This window comes from Streptomyces antioxidans (assembly GCF_000968685.2).
Classification (GTDB): Bacteria; Actinomycetota; Actinomycetes; order Streptomycetales; family Streptomycetaceae; genus Streptomyces; species Streptomyces antioxidans.
Window position 1 is genome coordinate 53748 of record NZ_LAKD02000105.1, and the last position, 15828, is coordinate 69575.

General features: G+C 73.2%; 11 protein-coding genes. 5 read left to right on the plus strand and 6 right to left on the minus strand.

What is annotated here, in order from left to right; genetic code table 11:
- Nucleotides 1-133 precede the first annotated feature (133 nt).
- From VT50_RS31420 to VT50_RS31435, 4 genes are all read right to left on the minus strand, one after another.
- Nucleotides 134-577, minus strand: a complete 444-nt coding sequence (locus VT50_RS31420) for a subtilase-type protease inhibitor (RefSeq protein ID WP_046086455.1) — start codon at nt 575-577, stop codon at nt 134-136.
- A 405-nt stretch (nt 578-982) separates the two neighbouring features.
- Nucleotides 983-1435, minus strand: a complete 453-nt coding sequence (locus VT50_RS31425) for a PPOX class F420-dependent oxidoreductase (protein WP_240529384.1) — start codon at nt 1433-1435, stop codon at nt 983-985.
- Between the two features lie 75 nt (nt 1436-1510).
- Nucleotides 1511-2509, minus strand: coding sequence for a DNA polymerase Y family protein (locus VT50_RS31430; protein ID WP_046086465.1), 999 nt, complete (start codon nt 2507-2509; stop codon nt 1511-1513).
- Between the two features lie 11 nt (nt 2510-2520).
- Nucleotides 2521-6045: a DNA polymerase III subunit alpha gene (locus tag VT50_RS31435; protein ID WP_046086453.1), complete on the minus strand. Its 3525-nt coding sequence runs from the start codon at nt 6043-6045 to the stop codon at nt 2521-2523.
- Nucleotides 6046-6562: 517 nt separating this feature from the next.
- Between VT50_RS31435 and VT50_RS31440 the strand changes: the two genes are divergently transcribed.
- Nucleotides 6563-7456 carry an esterase/lipase family protein gene (locus VT50_RS31440; RefSeq protein WP_046086452.1) on the plus strand — a complete coding sequence of 298 codons (894 nt, stop codon included), beginning with the start codon at nt 6563-6565 and terminating at the stop codon, nt 7454-7456.
- Between the two features lie 187 nt (nt 7457-7643).
- Here VT50_RS31440 and VT50_RS31445 read toward each other — a convergent pair whose 3' ends face one another.
- The gene (locus VT50_RS31445) at nt 7644-8060 is read right to left on the minus strand and encodes an organic hydroperoxide resistance protein (protein ID WP_075200355.1); all 417 of its coding nucleotides are present in this window, start codon (nt 8058-8060) and stop codon (nt 7644-7646) included.
- 130 nt (nt 8061-8190) lie between these two features.
- Here VT50_RS31445 and VT50_RS31450 point away from each other — a divergent pair, with 130 nt between their 5' ends.
- Nucleotides 8191-8712: a MarR family winged helix-turn-helix transcriptional regulator gene (locus VT50_RS31450; RefSeq protein ID WP_046086450.1), complete on the plus strand. Its 522-nt coding sequence runs from the start codon at nt 8191-8193 to the stop codon at nt 8710-8712.
- Between the two features lie 164 nt (nt 8713-8876).
- Here the strand turns inward: VT50_RS31450 and VT50_RS31455 are convergent, their stop codons facing one another.
- A complete protein-coding gene (locus VT50_RS31455; RefSeq protein WP_046086449.1) occupies nt 8877-9938 on the minus strand; it encodes a lytic polysaccharide monooxygenase auxiliary activity family 9 protein in 1062 nt (353 codons plus the stop codon).
- Nucleotides 9939-10173: 235 nt separating this feature from the next.
- On the opposite strand from VT50_RS31455, the gene VT50_RS31460 reads away from it, so the two are divergent.
- The 3 genes from VT50_RS31460 to VT50_RS31470 all read left to right on the plus strand — a co-directional run bounded on the left by VT50_RS31460 (nt 10174) and on the right by VT50_RS31470 (nt 15760).
- A complete protein-coding gene (locus VT50_RS31460; protein WP_046086448.1) occupies nt 10174-12390 on the plus strand; it encodes a carboxyl transferase domain-containing protein in 2217 nt (738 codons plus the stop codon).
- Between the two features lie 98 nt (nt 12391-12488).
- Nucleotides 12489-13862: an ATP-grasp domain-containing protein gene (locus VT50_RS31465; RefSeq protein ID WP_046086447.1), complete on the plus strand. Its 1374-nt coding sequence runs from the start codon at nt 12489-12491 to the stop codon at nt 13860-13862.
- The gene (locus VT50_RS31470; protein WP_046086446.1) at nt 13847-15760 is read left to right on the plus strand and encodes an IucA/IucC family protein; all 1914 of its coding nucleotides are present in this window, start codon (nt 13847-13849) and stop codon (nt 15758-15760) included. The genes VT50_RS31465 and VT50_RS31470 overlap by 16 nt, the downstream gene beginning before the upstream one ends.
- The last annotated feature ends 68 nt before the right edge of the window (nt 15761-15828 follow it).

Genomic DNA, 15828 nt, shown 5'->3' on the forward strand with positions numbered 1-15828 from the left:
CCCGGACACCCGTGGACGGTGTCCGGGGGCCTTCCCTTTTTACGTTCGGTCCATCAGCGCGCGAAGACCGCCGTCAGAGCGCGAGGGCCAACGCCAGAACGCGAGGACCAACGCCAGAACGCGAAGACCGCCGTCAGAACTCGAAGACCATCGTCGGGGCCGCGCTCTTGAAGCAGTTGTTCGCGAAGGTGTGCTCGTACGACACCCGGCGGCCGTCCCAGATCCCCTCGGCGGTGACCGTGATGGGATGCCATTCCTTGGTGCACACCCGGCCGGACTCCGCCCCGGTCCGCAGCTGGCCGAACGTGCCGCCCACGGAGCGGAGTTCGGCACATGCCTGAGCGGGGGCCGGGTGGGTGCCGGTGGGGGTGGGGCGACAGCTCAGAGTCACCGCCCGCTGGACCTCGGCCGTGGCCGCGTCGGCCCCCCAGCCGACGGTCAGGACCAGCGCGGACGGCGGATACAGGCTCTGCGGCTTGGCGGGCGCGGCGTGCGCCGCGCCGCTCGTGCCGATCCCCAGCACGGCACTCATCGCCAGTGCGGCTCCCAGCCCGATCGCCCCAGTAGTCTTCCGCATTTCGAACACTCCCTTGCTCGTTGTTGCAGATACCGGACGGAGTTCTACGCGGTGCGCGCCAGGAACGCACATCGATCGAGCACTTCCGGTCGCTACAAGTAGTCGTTCGGTGGCTTATTGTCGCGTGTGAGGGATGTCCGGACGCGGAACGCCGCGTGGCGACCGGGTGCGCGGCACCGCGCGCATCGCGCCCCTCAAGGGCCCCGTCCACCGTCGCGCGCTCCTGCGGACGGCGTGCTCAGCGGGGTGCCGGAGTGCTCAAATCGATTCAACAGCGCTCAGGTGAGCGAGGTCGAGGGATGGTTCTGGTGCCCCTGGGATGAGGGTCGTCGCGCACCGCGCCAGGGCGAGAACCTGCCAGGGCAAGCCGACCGGCGGAGTGGGGTCCCGGCCGGCGGAGTGGGGTCAGCCGAGCTCTCCGCTCAGGGGTCCGGCCTGCCGCCCCCAGCCGTAACCGCGCTCCGCCCGCAGCCGCACCACCAGCCGCCGCTCGGCCACCATCGCCGTGCGGAACTCCTCCCAGTCCGGATGCTCGCCCTGGATCGCGCGGTAGACCTCCACCAGCTCATCGGCGGTGGCGTCATGGGGATCGGCGGCGACCGGTGTCAGCTCGGCATCGCCCTCGGCCACCAGATAGGAGGAGTGGTCCCCGCTGGTGACGTAGAAGCTCGCGCGCGGATCGCGGCGCAGATTGCGGGTCTTGGCGCGGTCGTCGGTGACGGAGATCCGGATGAGGCGCGCCGCGGGGTCATAGGTGAAGGCGACATTGGACAGCTGCGGCCGTCCGTCCCGCTTGAGGGTGATGAGCGCGCCGGTGCGCTGCTCCCGCAGCAGATCGAGCAGTGATCCCTCCGTCATGGTGATCAGCATACGTGGGCGGCCGCCGGTTGGCAGGGGTCGGGAACCGGCATCGCTCACGAGAACCGGCACCGTTCACGAGGCGGCGAGCGGCCAGTCCGCCAGGGCGGCTGGACGTACGGCCTCCGGCCCGAAGCGCCGGCGGGCGCGGTCCGCGGCGCCCTCCGCGGCGCGGGCCCGTGCGTCACCGGGGTCCAGGGAGAGCTGACGGTGGGCGCCTTCGGCCGGCCGCAGGTCATCGGCGCGGATCGCGTAGGCGCGGACCCGTGCTCGCTGCAGTCCGAGTGCGGTCAGCAGGCCCAGGGCGGTCGCCGCGAGGGCGGGGGAGTGGTCGGTGGGTTCCGGCAGCGTGCGCATGCGGGTGGTGGAGCTGCGGTCGGCGTACCGCACGGTGAGGGTGAGCCGCCCGGCGACCTGGCGCTCGCCGCGCAGGCGTTGGCCGATCTGGTCGGCCAGGCCGAGGACGGCCCGGTGGTGCTGTGCCGGGTCGAGGCAGTCCCGGTCGAGCACGTGGTCGGCGGTCAGGTGGGCCGCCGGTTCCACGGGGGTGACCGGGCGGGGGTCGTGACCGCGGGCGCGTTCGGCCAGCAGCCGTGCCCGGTCTGCGCCGAGGAGCCGTTGCAGGGTCGCCGGGGGCAGGTCGGCGACCTGGCCGATGGTGTGCAGGCCGTACCGGGTGAGGACGGCCGCCGTGGTGCGGCCGATGCCGGGCAGCGCGGCGACCGGCCGGGGGTACAGCCACTCGGCGGCCCGTTCGGCCGGGACCCAGGTGGTGTCCCCCGGCGGGGACGCGTCGGCCGCCATGGCCGCCAGCATGCGGTTGTCCGCGAGCCCGGCGCTGCTGTCGATGCCGTAGAGGGCCTTCAGCCTGATCTTCGCCAGCTGGACCACGTCGTACGGGGACAGGTCGAAGTACCGGAGCGCCGACGTCAGGTCCAGTTGAACGGCGCCCGGCGGTACGGCCTGGACATGCGGTGTGACGCCGGACATCAGTTCGATGACATCGCCGTACTGTTCCTCGGTCAGCGGGGCGTGCAGATGGAGGTGGGCGATATGCCGCCGCCGTGTGGTCATCCCGCGTGTGGTCATCCCGCGCTCCCCGGGCTGGTGTAGCCGAACTTCCTCAGATCGGCGGAGCGGGTGCCGGCGGGCTGGAGGTCGGCGTACGGGTGCAGCCGGGCCCCCGTCGTGCCGTTGGCCAGGGTGCGCCCCGGCTGGGCGGGGGTCGGGTGCGGATGGCTGGCGCCGAGGAGGGCGAGGGCGGCCTCGGGGCCGTTGTCCCGGCGGGCGGTGGCGATCTCGTCCAGGTCCCAGGCCATGGTGCCGACGACGGTGCGCCGGGTGCCGCGCACCTGGACCGTGCCGCGCACCAGCAGCAGCCCGCTGTGGAAGACGGTGTGGGCGCAGGCCGGGTGGGAGTCCTCGAAGAAGGCCAGGTCGACCAGGCCGGAGCCGTCCTCCAGGGTGACGAAGATGATGCGCCTGCCGCTGGCGATCGGCGGGGTCTGGGTGGCCGCCCGTACCCCGGCGACGAGGACCTGCTGACCGGCGCGCAGACCGGCCAGATGCGCCGCGTCGGTCGCGCCGATCTCCCGCAGGAGCCGGTGGTGGTGCTCCATCAGGTGCTTGGAGACGTCGATGCCGAGGGTGCTCAGCTCGGCGCTCAGGGTCTCGCGGCCGGTCATCTCCGGCAGCCCGCTCGGCTCCGCCCCGCCGATGGCCCCGGCGGCGAACGGCAGTTGGCCCGAGCCCGCGCTCCGGCCGCGGGACTGCCGGTGCAGCTCGGCGATCTGGAGCAGCAGGTCGCGGCGGGTGAGGCGGCCGTCGTGGAGGGAGTTCAGGGCGCCGATCTCCGCGAGGTGTTCGGCGACCGGTCTGCTGGGGCGGGCCCGCTGCCAGAAGTCCGACAGCGATCCGTACGGCTGCCCCTCCTCGATCCGGGCGCACTCCTCCTCGCTGATGCCGTGCACCGCGGACAGTGCGAGCCGCGTGCCCCACCGCTCTCCCCCGGCCCCTTCCACGGTGTGTTTCACCCGGGAGCGGTTGATGTCGACGGGCAGCACGGGGACGCCGTCGCGGCGGGCGTCGGAGACGAGGACCCGCTTGGGCCACATGCCGGGGTCGTGTTCGAGGAGGCCCGCCAGCAGGAACGCCGGATAGTGCGCCTTGAGCCAGGCGCTCTGCAGGGCCGGTACGGCGAAGGCGACCGCGTGGGCGCGGCAGAAGCCGTACGCGCCGAACGCCTCGACGGTCTTCCAGACCTCGTCCCGTACGGCCGCGCCGTAGCCGCGCGCGCGGGCCAGGCCGTGGAACCAGTCCTTGATCCCGGGCAGCCGGTCCTTGTCGCCGAGCGCCCGCCGGGCGATCTCCGCGAGGGCCCGGTCGCAGCCGGTCATCACATGCAGGGTCTCGATGATCTGCTCGTGCCAGATGGTCACGCCGTAGGTGTCGGCGAGCACCGGTTCGAGGTCCGGGTGGGCGTAGTCCGGTGTACCGCCGTGGCGTGCGGCGATATAGCGCTCGGGCATGCCACCGGCGACCGGGCCGGGGCGGAAGAGGCTGATGTCGGCGATGACGTCCTGCTGGTCGCGGGGCTGCAGCCGGGACAGCAGATCCTGCTGGCCGGGCGACTCCAGCTGGAACAGGCCCAGGGTACGGCTCTCCTGGATGAGCTTGAACGCGAAGACGTCGTCGAGCGGCACCTGCCGGGGGTCGTCCAGCTCGATGCGGCGGCCGGTGGTCCGCTCGATCTCGGTGACGGCATGGGCCATCGCGGACTGCATCCGCACGCCCAGGACGTCGAGTTTGATGTTGCCCAATGCCTCGATCTCCTCCTTCGCGGCCATGGCCATGGGGTAGTCGCCCTGCGGAGTGGGCTGTACCGGCAGCCGGTCCAGGAGGGTCGCGTCGCTGATGACCACGCCGCAGGGGTGCATGGCCATCCCGTGGACCAGGGAGTCAAGGCCCTCGGCGAGCTCCCACAGCGGTCCGTACCGGTGTGCCTCGGCCGCCAGCTGCCGCAGCTCGGGCAGTTCGGCGAGGGCGCCCGTGATGTCGGAGGCCGGCAGGTGCGGGAAGCTCTTGGCGATCCGGTCGACGTCCGCGGGCGCGATGCCCAGGGCGAGGCCGGTGTCGCGCAGGGCGCGGCGGGCCCGGTAGGTCTCGGGCATCGCGGTGACCGCCACCCGTTCCTCGCCGAACCGCTCGAAGATCGCGTCGTAGCACTCCAGCCGCCGGGCGGACTCCACGTCGATGTCGATGTCGGGCAGCGAGCCCCGGCGCACGCTGAGGAAGCGTTCGAACAGCAGGCGGTGGTCGAGCGGGTTGGCGGTGGCGATGCCCAGCGCGTGGCAGACCAGCGAACCGGCGCCCGAGCCGCGGGCGGCGACCCGGATGCCCGCGGCCCGGATGTCGGCCACCACCTGGCCGACGGCGAGGAAGTACGAGTCGTAGTCCAGCTCGGAGATGACGGCGAGCTCCTGCTCCAGCCGGTCCAGTGCCGCCCGGTCGCGGTCGAGGCCGCGCCGGTCCAGGCCCTCCTCGCACCGCCTGCGCAGCAGCTGTGCCGCACCGTCGGCCCGGGACCCGACGCCGAAGAGCGACGGCTCCGGGAAGTGCGGCCTGCCGAGCCCGAGGTCCGCCTCGGGGTCGAGGACGCACGCGGCCGCCGTGGCAGCGGTGTCCGCCACCAGGCGGTGTGCCCGCCGGACATCCGCTCCGGTACGCCCGGCTCCGGTACGCCCGGCTCCGGTGCACTCGGCGATCATCCGCGCGACGGTCTCCATTCCCCGCTCGTCCTTGAGCCAGCGCTGCCCGCTGTCCAGGCGGCGCCGGTCGATCGGCCGCAGCAGCCGTGCGGCGTCCAGGACGTCGGCGAGGCGGTGCTGGTCCGGGTCGGCATAGCGGACGGCGTTGGAGAGCACGGCGGTGGTACGGGTGCGATCGGCCAGTGCCAGGGTGCGGGCGGCCAGGCGCAGGGATCCCGGACCGGTGCCGAAACGTTTCTGCGCGACGGTCTCCAGTCGGACCCCGCTCCCGAAGATCTCTTTCCACGGGGCAAGCAGCCTCACCGCGATGTCCTCCCGGCCCGCCGACAGCGCCCGTACCGGCTCCGAGAGCGGTCCGAGCAGCACGGTCAGACCGGGGCCGCCGTGCTCGCGCAGCGCCTCCCACGGCACTACCGGTGCCGTGCCGGACGCGGTGCGGGCACCGGTGCCGGTGGTGCCATGGGCACCGGCACGGGTACCGGCATGGGCGGCCGAGGTGATGCGGCACAGCCGCGCCCAGCCCTCCCGGTTCTGTGCGAGCAGCACGAACCGCAGCGGCGGTTCGACGACGTGCGCGCCACCGCGCGCGGGGGTGCGGCGCCGCTGGGCGGGCGGCGGGGGCGCAAGGGCCGCCACCGCCAGATCGACACCGAAGATCGGCCGGACCCCGGCCCCGGCACACGCCTGCGCGAACCGGACCATCCCGGCGACCGTGTCCCGGTCGGTGAGCGCGAGCGCCCCCATGCCCCGCTCGGCCGCCCGCTGGACGAGGTGCTCGGGGTGGGCGGCGCCGTAGCGGGCGGAGTAGCCGGACGCGACGTGCAGATGGGCGAAACCCGTCATGCCGCACCTCCATCACTCCACCCCTTTTCGGCCATACACCCGATATCTTCATCGTACTCTCGTTCGATTACTCTAACCTCATCAGCCCCGGTCAGCGACCTGAGTTCGAACGCATGGGCGATTCTTCGGGGGGATGTGCGATGGCTGAAACGGGCACCATCCGTCAGCTCTTCGGCGGGGTGGAGCAGTTGGGGGGATCGCCCACCGCGGGGAGCGTCGCGACGCGCATCGCGACGCGGTCATCCGGTGGTTCGGGGTGGCCGCGCGGTGCGGGTCCGGGGCTGGTCCGGGGGCGGGTCCGGGGTGGTCCGTGTGGCCGGTGTCACCCCGGCCCGTCGGATTTCCGAACGTCCCGTGAAAAGGACGTGAACGTTCCTTCACCGGCATATGGCTGGATGGCTTTGCTACTCGCGCGTAATTTCGAGTGAGCGCACCACTCTTGTGATCCGGATCGCAGGTCGCAGCGCAAGCGCATCGTCAGCGCGACTCTCTCCCCCACCAGCGAGGAGTTCATGTGATGCTGCCCCGGAGGCGTATCCGGCGATCCCGGAAGACCAAGACCCGCACCTTACTGCCCGCCCTGGCCTTCGCGGTCGCGGCGACCGCGGCCACCCCCACCGCCGCGCTCGCCACGGACACCGCGTCGGAGGCGGTGAGCAGCGGCTGGAACGACTACTCCTGCAAGCCCTCGGCCCAACACCCCCGGCCCGTCGTCCTGGTGCACGGCACCTTCGGCAACTCCGTGGACAACTGGCTGGGCTTCGCCCCGTACCTGGTCGAGCGCGGTTACTGCGTCTTCTCCCTCGACTACGGCCAACTGCCCCTCGTCCCGCTGTTCCACGGTCTGGGGCCGGTCGACCGGTCCGCCGAGCAGCTGTCCGCCTATGTGGACCGGGTGCTCACCGCCACCGGCGCCGCCGAGGTCGACATGGTCGGACATTCGCAGGGCGGGATGATGCCCCGCTACTACCTCAAGTTCCTCGGTGGCGCGCCGAAGGTGAACGCCCTGGTCGGCATCGCCCCCACCAACCACGGAACCACCCTGTCCGGGCTGACGAAGCTGCTGGACTACTTCCCCGGGGCCGGTGACATCATCGCCAAGGGCGCCCCGGCGCTGATGGACCAGGTGGTCGGCTCGGACCTCCTGCGGCGGCTCAACGAGGGCGGCGACACCGTCCCCGGAGTGCGCTACACCGTCATCTCGACCAAGTACGACGAGGTCGCCACGCCGTACCGGGAGCAGTTCCTCTCCGGGCCGAACGTCAAGAACGTGGTGATCCAGGACCTGTGCGCGACCGATATCTCCGAGCACGTGACCATCGGGCTGACCGACGGCCTGGCCTTCCACGAGGCCGTCAACGCCCTTGACCCGGAACACGCCACGCCGACGACCTGTGCGTCGGACGACTGACGCTTGACGCTTGGCGCTTGACGGCAAGCGGACGAGGCTCCACCACCGTCTCCGCGAACACGGAGCACCGGAAGTGGATGCCTCGTCCGTCATGGCGCGCCCTGCCTCGTTCCGTACGGGCAGGGCGCGTCCAAGCGTTGCCCCCATGGGGGCGGCCGTCTGATTAGTCGGCGATTTACTCGGCGATTTACTCGGCGATGAGCTCGACCTCGAGGTTGCCCCGCGTCGCCTTGGAGTACGGGCACACCTGGTGCGCCTGCTCGACCAGCTTGCGGCCGGTCTCGTTCTCCAGGTCGTCCGGCAGCTCGACGCGCAGCGTCACCTTGAGCCCGAAGCCGTCGTCCGCCGCGTCCTTGCCGATACCGACCTCGGCGGTGACCGAGATGTCCTTGGTGTCGACCTTGGCCTGGCGGCCGACGAGGCCGAGCGCGGAGGCGAAGCAGGCGGCATAGCCAGCGGCGAACAGCTGCTCGGGGTTGGTGCCCTTGCCGTCGCCGCCGAGGGCGGGCGGCATGGCCAGCGGCAGGTCGAGCTGTCCGTCGGAGCTCACGGCCCGGCCGTCGCGTCCGTTGGCCGTGGCCACCGCGGTGTAGAGCGCGTCCATGAAGACCATCCCTTTGGTGTTCCGTTGGTGTTCCGGTGTCGGAGGGAGGTGGGGGCTCGGGGTGCCCCGCCTCCGGGCAAAAGTAGAGCACACAATTAAGTTGTGCACAACTAAAGGGTACGCTGGAGGCATGTCACACCAGCCCGACCGCACCACGACCGACAGCACGACCGACCGCGCCACCACCTCCCAGCCGCTGCCCTCCGATGAACTGCTCCGGCTCGATCGGCAGCTCTGCTTCACCCTGCACGCCGCCTCCCGCGCCTTCGACAGCCTCTACCGCCGGGTACTGAGCGACACGGGGCTGACCTATCCGCAGTACCTGGCCATGCTGGTGCTCTGGGAGTACGGGGAGATGCCGGTCAAGCGGCTGGGGGAGTATCTGCGGCTGGACTCCGGCACCCTCTCGCCGCTGCTCAAGCGGATGCAGTCGGCCGGGCTCGTCCAGCGTGAGCGCAGTGCACACGACGAGCGCTCGGTGACGGTCCGGCTCACGGCGGAGGGGGCGGCGCTGAAGGAGCGCGCCCAGGGCGTACCCCTGGCGGCGATCGAGGCCAGCGGCCTCGGCCTGGCGGAGGCGGTGGATCTGCAGGCGCGGGTCCGGCGGCTGACGGCGGCCCTGGACGCGGCGCTGGCCGAGGAGGCGCCGTAGGGAACAACCGTGGGGAACAAGGAGAGCCGGTCCCGGGGGGCCGTCCTCCTCCCCGGAACCGACTCCGTCCGATCGGCGGCCGATCGGCCGTGGACGCCTACGGCGTCAGCGGCGCCTCAGCGCCTCAGCGCCTCGGTGGCTTAGCGCCGCAGCGCCTCGGTGGCTCAGCCGCGGCTCCGCCGTACGGTCTTGCGGCGGTTGGCGACGGCGAACAGCACGGCCGCGCCGGCGGCCAGGACCGCGGCGCCGCCGATGGCCAGGGGGCCGGTGGACCCGTCGCCCCCGGTCTCGGCGAGGTGCTGCCCGTCGGCGGCGCTCCCGTTCTGCGCGGCGGGTGAGCCCTGCGTGTCCTGTGAGTCCTGCGAGCCCTCCGGCCCGGCGCTCGCGGCCCTCACCTCGGCGCTCTTGGCCTCGGGGTGGTTCCCCTTCTGGCGGTCGGCCTCGGTGCCGCTGTCACCGCCGTGGCCGTGGTGATCGACCGTGGACTTCTCGGCGCCCTTCGCTATCTGGGCGTCGTTGGGCACGGCGGCGGTGGGTGCCGAACCCGCCTTCGTCCCGGCTCCCCTGGCCGCGGTGGCCGCTCCGCCGAAGGTCACGTCCGAGCAGGTGTAGAACGCCTCCGGGCTGTCCGAGCGCTGCCAGACGCTGTAGATCAGATGGCGGCCCGACTTGCCCGGCACCTTTCCCGAGAAGGTGTAACTCCCGTCCTGCAGGGTGGGGTCGGTGACCTTGGCGAACGGCTCCGCCTCCAGGTCGTCCCAGGCCAGCGGCTTCGTCGGGTCGTAGCCGTCCTTGGTGATGTAGAGCTCGAAGCTGCCCCGGTGGGGCGCGGTGGCCCGGTAGGCGAAGGTGTGCTCACCGGCCGTCATGGCGGTGGCGGGCCAGTCGGCGCGCGGCAGGTCCAGGCCCTTGTACTTGTCGCGGCCCGCGCTGCACAGCTTTCCGTCCGGGATGATCTCCTTGTGGCGCCCGGCGGCGTCCGGGATGTTGACCTCGTTCCAGTCGTAGAGCGCCTGGGTGCCGCCCGCCTGGACGGCCGCCTTGCAGGCCGCCGAGTCCGGGCTCTCCGGCCCCTCGGCGAAACACGCCGACACCCGGCTGACCGGGTCCGTCATCGAACCGTGCGCGGAGGCCGGGTCGGCGCTCAGCGCGGTGAGGGCGAGGGGCACCATGCCGAGCACGGCGATACGGGCGGTTCGTCGGCGAGCGGTCGCACGAGCGGTCATCGTGGGGGACTCCTTCGGTGGGGACGCCAGTGGGGGTGACGTTGGTCGGGGGGTGACGCGTAGCACGCTAGCCCCGCCGAGGGGCCTCCTCGCCGGTCTTATGGCGCCGTTAAGGAACAGCTCAGGTAGGGCTGAGACTGGCCGGGCGGCGGCGTGCCCCAGGTGATCTACCAGAGGTGATCGCGGGTGATCGCGGATGATTGCGGGGAGCCGACGGCGTGGAAGGGTGACACATATGACCGGTACGAACTCGCCCCGCGCCACGGATGCCTCGGGCACCTTCCGCGCCTCCCGCCCCTCGGCCCGTGAGCTGATCGGGGCCATCGTCGACCCCGGCAGCTGGCACGGCTGGGACGAACCGGTGGAGATCGTGACGGACGACCCCGAGTACCGGGCCGACCTGGAGCGGGCGCGGGAGCGCACCGGGCTGGACGAGTCGGTCATCACCGGTGAGGGCCGTATCGAGGGGCGCAGGGTGGCGCTGGTCGCCTGCGAGTTCCGCTTCCTGGCCGGTTCGATCGGGGTGGTCGCGGGGGAGCGGCTGGTACGGGCCGTGGAGCGGGCCACGGCGGAGCGGCTGCCGCTGCTGGCGGCACCGGCGTCGGGCGGCACCCGGATGCAGGAGGGTACGGTCGCGTTCCTGCAGATGGTGAAGGTGGCCGCGGCGATCACGGACCACAAGGCGGCGGGCCTGCCGTACCTCGTCCACCTCCGCCACCCCACCACCGGCGGCGTCCTCGCCTCCTGGGGCTCCCTGGGCCATGTCACCGCCGCCGAGCCCGGCGCCCTGATCGGCTTCATGGGCCCGCGCGTACACGAGGCCCTTTACGGCGAGGAGTTCCCGCCCGGCGTCCAGAACGCCGAGAACCTGATGCACCACGGCCTGATCGACGCGGTCCTCCCGCTGAGCCGCCTGTCGGGCGTGGCGGCCCAAGTGCTGGGGGTGCTGTGCGCGGGCGATGCGACGCCCGAGCCGCCCCCGGCCTCCGGGCCCTCCTCGCCCGTGGGGGCCGCCGCCCCCGGGCCCGCCCCGGCGGCGGGGGCGGCGCCCGCCGCGGGCCAGCCCGGGGACGGCGGCGCAGCCTCCGCCGAGCCCGCGCCCGGAGGGCCACCGGGGAGGCGCGGGGCTTCGTCGGCCGGGGGCCATCCGCCCGCCGCGTCCGGCAATGGGCGTGGCGGCGCGGAGGCGGCGGAGGCGAAGGGAACCGCCGCACGCGGCGAGGCGGCCGCGGGCCGGTGGGACATGGAGGCCGCGCCCTCGTCGGCCACCCCCGGACACGTGGCGCACGGCGGGTGTGATGCCGAGCCGGGTCCGGATGGCGCCGCCACGCCGGAGGCGGCCGGGGCCGCCGGTGACGCGTCGGGCGCCCACGATCAAGCTGCGCTCGCCGCCTCCGCCGGGGTCAGCGGAGCGCCCGAGGGTGCGGAGAGTGGGGCACCGGCCTCCGCCGCCGACACCGGGCCGGAGGCGGGGGAGCCCGGTCGGCGCGAGGACGTCGCACCGGAGGCGGTGGACGGCTCCGGGACATCCGCGCCCGGGACGCCCGGTGACGCGGACGCGGGGGCGGTCGTGCCGTCCGCGGAGGTGTCGATACGGGTCTCTCGGCGGGTGGAGCGGCCCGGGGTGCGGGATCTGTTGCGGGTGGCCGCCGAGGATGTGAGTCCGCTCAGCGGTACCGGGGCCGGGGAGCACGATCCCGGGTTGCTGCTCGCGCTCGCCCGGGTCGGGGGGACGCCCTGCGTCGTCCTCGGGCACAACCGGCGCAGCGTCCGCAAGGGCGAGACCGCCGAGGGGCCGGGGGCGGGGCAGGCGCTGGGGCCGGCCGGGCTGCGGACCGCTCGGCGCGGGATGCGGATCGCCGCCGAGCTCGGGTTGCCACTGCTCACCGTCATCGACACCGCGGGCGCCGCGCTCAGCCGCGAGGCCGAGGAGGGCGGGCTCGCGGCGGAGATAGCGCGGTGCCTCGCCGACATGGTGACCCTGCCCGCGCCCACCCTCTGTCTGCTGCTCGGCCAGGGCGCCGGTGGCGCCGCGCTCGCGCTGCTGCCCGCGGACCGGGTCGTGGCGGCGCGCCACGCCTGGCTGTCGCCGCTGCCGCCCGAGGGCGCGTCCGCGATCCTCCACCGCACGACGGAACGGGCCTACGAGGTGGCCGCCCGCCAGGGCGTACGTTCCGCGGACCTCCTGTCCCAGGGCATCGTCGATCGCATCGTCGAGGAGGACGCTCCTGGGGTCGGGGATGCTCCCGGGGTCGGGGATGCTCCCGGGGTCGAAGAGGATGCTCGCGAGGTCGGGGACGCCTCCGAGGTCGGCGGCGCCGCCTCCGACGCCTTCCTCAGCCGTCTCGGCCGGCTCCTCGGTGCCGAGCTCGCCGCCCTCCGCGCCCAGGACCCGGACGAACGGCTCGCCGCGCGCCGCGCCCGGCATCGCCGTATCGGGCTACCCCGTTGACGCCGAGCCTTGACGATCATGACGGCTAATCAGGGCCAAACGGGCGGACCGGAACGTCGAATTAGCGGTCTTAGGCATGCCTAACCTAATCTCGGGCCGTGAACGAGAATGATCTCGATGCGGCGTCACGGCCGTTCTCCTCCCCTGCCCTCCACGGCACCTCGGCGGCCCCGGCCGCCCCCGCCCCGCCGCCGGGGCGGGGGCGGGGGCATCGGCTCCACCTCCTCGCCCTCAACCCCACCGACTCGGTCACCGAGGGCTTCCTCCCCGCGGCGGCCCGCCTCGGCCTGGCGGTCACCCTCCTCACCGACCAGCCCGAGGCCCATGAGCGCGCCTACGCTCAGCAGGAGGAGGGGATGGAAGGGGCGTCCCCGCGCCCCGCCCCCGACTTCCCCGCCCTCGACATCGTCCCCTGTGACGTACGGGACTACGCCGAGGTGATCAGCCGTATCGCCGCCGACGGCCACCGCCACCGCCCCCGCGCCGTCTTCACCAACAGCGACCACCTCCAGGCCCAAGCCGCCCTCGCCGCCCAGTACTTCGGCCTCCCGGGCAAGGACTGGCGCGCCGCGCTGCGCACCAAGAACAAGGCCGAGCTGCGCCGCGCCCTCGCCGCCGCCGGTCCGGACGTCGCCGACCCCGTCTGGTCCGCCGAGCTCGCCACCGGGCAGGACCCCGCCACCCTCGCCGGGCTCGACGCGCCCTATCCCTGTGTGCTCAAACCCCGGGAGGGCGTGGCCAGCGAGGACGTCGTCCTCGTCGCCGACGCGGACGAACTCGTCCGGCGCTGCGCCGAGATACGGGAGCGGCGGCCCGGCGCCGCCCTGGTCGTCGAGGAGTTCCTGAACGGCGAGCTGCGCACCCTCGAAACCCTCGGCGACGGCCGCACCCTCCACGTCCTCGGCGCCTTCCGCACCGAGCTCTCGCCGCCCCCGCACTTCATCGAGGAACGGCTGCACCTGCTGCCCGCCCCGCCGCCACAGCCGCACACCGACCAGGTGCTGGCGCAGCTGCGCGCGCTGGGCGTCGGCTTCGGCGTGTGCCATACCGAGTACGTCGCCCAGGGGGACCGGGCCCGCCTCATCGAGGTCAACTACCGTGCCATAGGCGACCAGTGCGACCTCGTCCTCGCCGAACTCCTCGGCATCCCCCTTTTCGAGTACGTCCTCCGTACGCACATGGGCGAGCCGCTGCCGGACGACCTCGGCGCCCGGACCGACGGCAGGGTGCGCATGGAGTACGTCACGGCCGACCGCGCCGGACGGCTCGCCGCCGCCCCTCCGGCCAGTGTCACCGAGCGCGACGGCGTACGCCTGGACTACCGGCCGCTGCGCGGGATCGGCGAGGAGCACCCGCTCCACCGCACCAACCGCGACTTCCTCGGCGTACTCCGGGCCACCGGCACCGACCAGGGGCGGATCGACGCGGAGGTGGCGCGGTTCCTCGCGGCCCACCGATGGGAGATCGTGTGACAGAGGAAACGGCGGAAACGGCGGAGACGGCGGAATCAGCGGAATCAGCGGAAGAGGAGCTTCTCGGACGGGTGCTGGACACGCTCCTCCGGGAGGACGCCTACAAGCTGCGCGGCCGGGCCGCTCCGGTGCCGCGCGCCGACGGCGACTGGCTGCGCATCCGCATCGCGCTGAAGGGGCTGAAGGGGCTGAAGGGGAGCGAAAGCGTGCTGCTGCCGGTGGAACCCGAAGGCTTCCAGTGCGACATCCGCGCCCGCCGCCCGCCCCGGCTGCTCTGCCTGCCCCCGCACGACGGGCAGGAACCGGCCGCCGCCGGGACCGTGCTCACCGGGCTCGACGCCGTCCTCGGGCGGCTGCGGGGGGCCGTACCGGACGAGGACCGGGCGCTCTACGACGTCTTCGTGGACGAATGCCGCCGGGCGCTCGACGCCACGCGGTTGCACACCCGCGTACGGCCCCGCGTCGTCGCCGAGTTGGGCGCGCGGTACGGGGAGCGGTGGGCCGGGATGGGCGGGTCCGTCGCGTATGACACGCTCGCCGCCTTCCGCGACCACCCGGTCTACCCCACCAGCCGGGGGCGGGCCCTCTTCAGCGAGGACCAATTAAGGGCCCACGCACCCGAGTTCCACCCCACCTTTCCGCTGCGCTGGCTCGTGCTCCCGCGCGAGGCGGTGTGCGGGGACCCGGCGCGGCTGCCGGGCTGGTGGCCCGCGCCCGAAGAGCTCGGGCTCGGGCCGGGCGAGGGGCGGCTCGCCCTCCCCGTGCATCCGCTCACCCTCGGCCCCCCGCTGGAGAGCGCCCTCCGCGCGGCCGGGCTCCAAGGCGCCGCCCGGCTCGCCGGACGCCCTCTGCTGGACGTACGGCCCACCCTCTCCATGCGGACCGTGGCCGTGGCCGACGGCCTCGCGGACAACCTCGCCGACGACCCCCTCGTCCACCTCAAGCTGCCCCTCACCACCTCCACGCTGGGCCAGCGCAACCGGCGGTCCATCAAGCCCGGCACCCTGGCCGACGGCGAAGTGGCGCAGCGGCTCGTGGAGGCCGTGATCGCGCGCGAGCCGAGGTTCGGCCGCACCGTGCTGCTCGCCGACGAGACCACCCACCTCCACGCCGGACACGAACTGCTCGCCACGCTCGTCCGCCGCTACCCGCCCGGCCTGGAGAACACCACCGTCGTGCCGCTCGCCGGGCTGCTCGCGCCCGCCCCCGCCCCGGCTTCCGCCTCCGACGGCACGCTCGTCATCGACGTGCTCGCCGAACGCCACTACGGCGGGGACGTCCTCGCCCTGCTCGACGACTACCTCACGCTGCTGTTCGACTTCCACACCACCCTCTTCGCGTACGGCATCGCGCTGGAGTCCCATCAGCAGAACACCTCGCTGATCTTCGAGAACGGCGGCGAGGACATCGGCGAGAACCGCGGCTCCGCGCCCCGGCTCCGGCTGCTCATCAAGGACCACGACGGCCCCCGCGTCCACGCGATACGCCTCGCCGCCATGATCGGCGGCGGACCGGCCGCCGATCTGTGCGGATTCGACGACCGCAGGATCCTGACGTCCGGCGACGGGCCGGTGGCCGATGTGTTCACCACCATCACCGTCCACCTCTGCGCCGCCGCCCCCCTCTTCGAGCTCGCCCGCCTCGGCCGGGCCCCGCTCGACGCCCTGCTGCGGCGGCTGCGCGACCGGCTCACCGACGCCGTCGACCGGCTCGCCGCGCATCGGCCCGGCGCCGCCGCCGAGTTGCTGCGCAGACGGGTGCTGGACGCGGACCGGCTGCCGGTCAAGGCGATGGTCACCGCGGGCACCCTGTTCACCAAGGAGCGCTCGGGCGCCGCGGACATCAACAAGCACTACGTCACCGGGCCCAACTATCTGCTGCGGGGAAGCGGCAGATGACCGCCGCGTCCGATCGGCCCCCCGTCCCCGAACCGGACCCCCGAACCCCGCACGTCCACCGAGCCCCG

Coding starts and splice junctions, on each gene's coding strand:
- VT50_RS31425 (WP_240529384.1), bottom strand. CDS start 1,435: ATGACGGAGGGATCACTGCTCGATCTGCTGCGGGAGCAGCGCACCGGC.
- VT50_RS31445 (WP_075200355.1), bottom strand. CDS start 8,060: ATGGACGCGCTCTACACCGCGGTGGCCACGGCCAACGGACGCGACGGC.
- VT50_RS31440 (WP_046086452.1), top strand. CDS start 6,563: ATGCTGCCCCGGAGGCGTATCCGGCGATCCCGGAAGACCAAGACCCGC.
- VT50_RS31470 (WP_046086446.1), top strand. CDS start 13,847: ATGGGAGATCGTGTGACAGAGGAAACGGCGGAAACGGCGGAGACGGCG.
- VT50_RS31460 (WP_046086448.1), top strand. CDS start 10,174: ATGACCGGTACGAACTCGCCCCGCGCCACGGATGCCTCGGGCACCTTC.
- VT50_RS31450 (WP_046086450.1), top strand. CDS start 8,191: ATGTCACACCAGCCCGACCGCACCACGACCGACAGCACGACCGACCGC.
- VT50_RS31455 (WP_046086449.1), bottom strand. CDS start 9,938: ATGACCGCTCGTGCGACCGCTCGCCGACGAACCGCCCGTATCGCCGTG.
- VT50_RS31420 (WP_046086455.1), bottom strand. CDS start 577: ATGCGGAAGACTACTGGGGCGATCGGGCTGGGAGCCGCACTGGCGATG.
- VT50_RS31435 (WP_046086453.1), bottom strand. CDS start 6,045: ATGACGGGTTTCGCCCATCTGCACGTCGCGTCCGGCTACTCCGCCCGC.
- VT50_RS31430 (WP_046086465.1), bottom strand. CDS start 2,509: ATGACCACACGGCGGCGGCATATCGCCCACCTCCATCTGCACGCCCCG.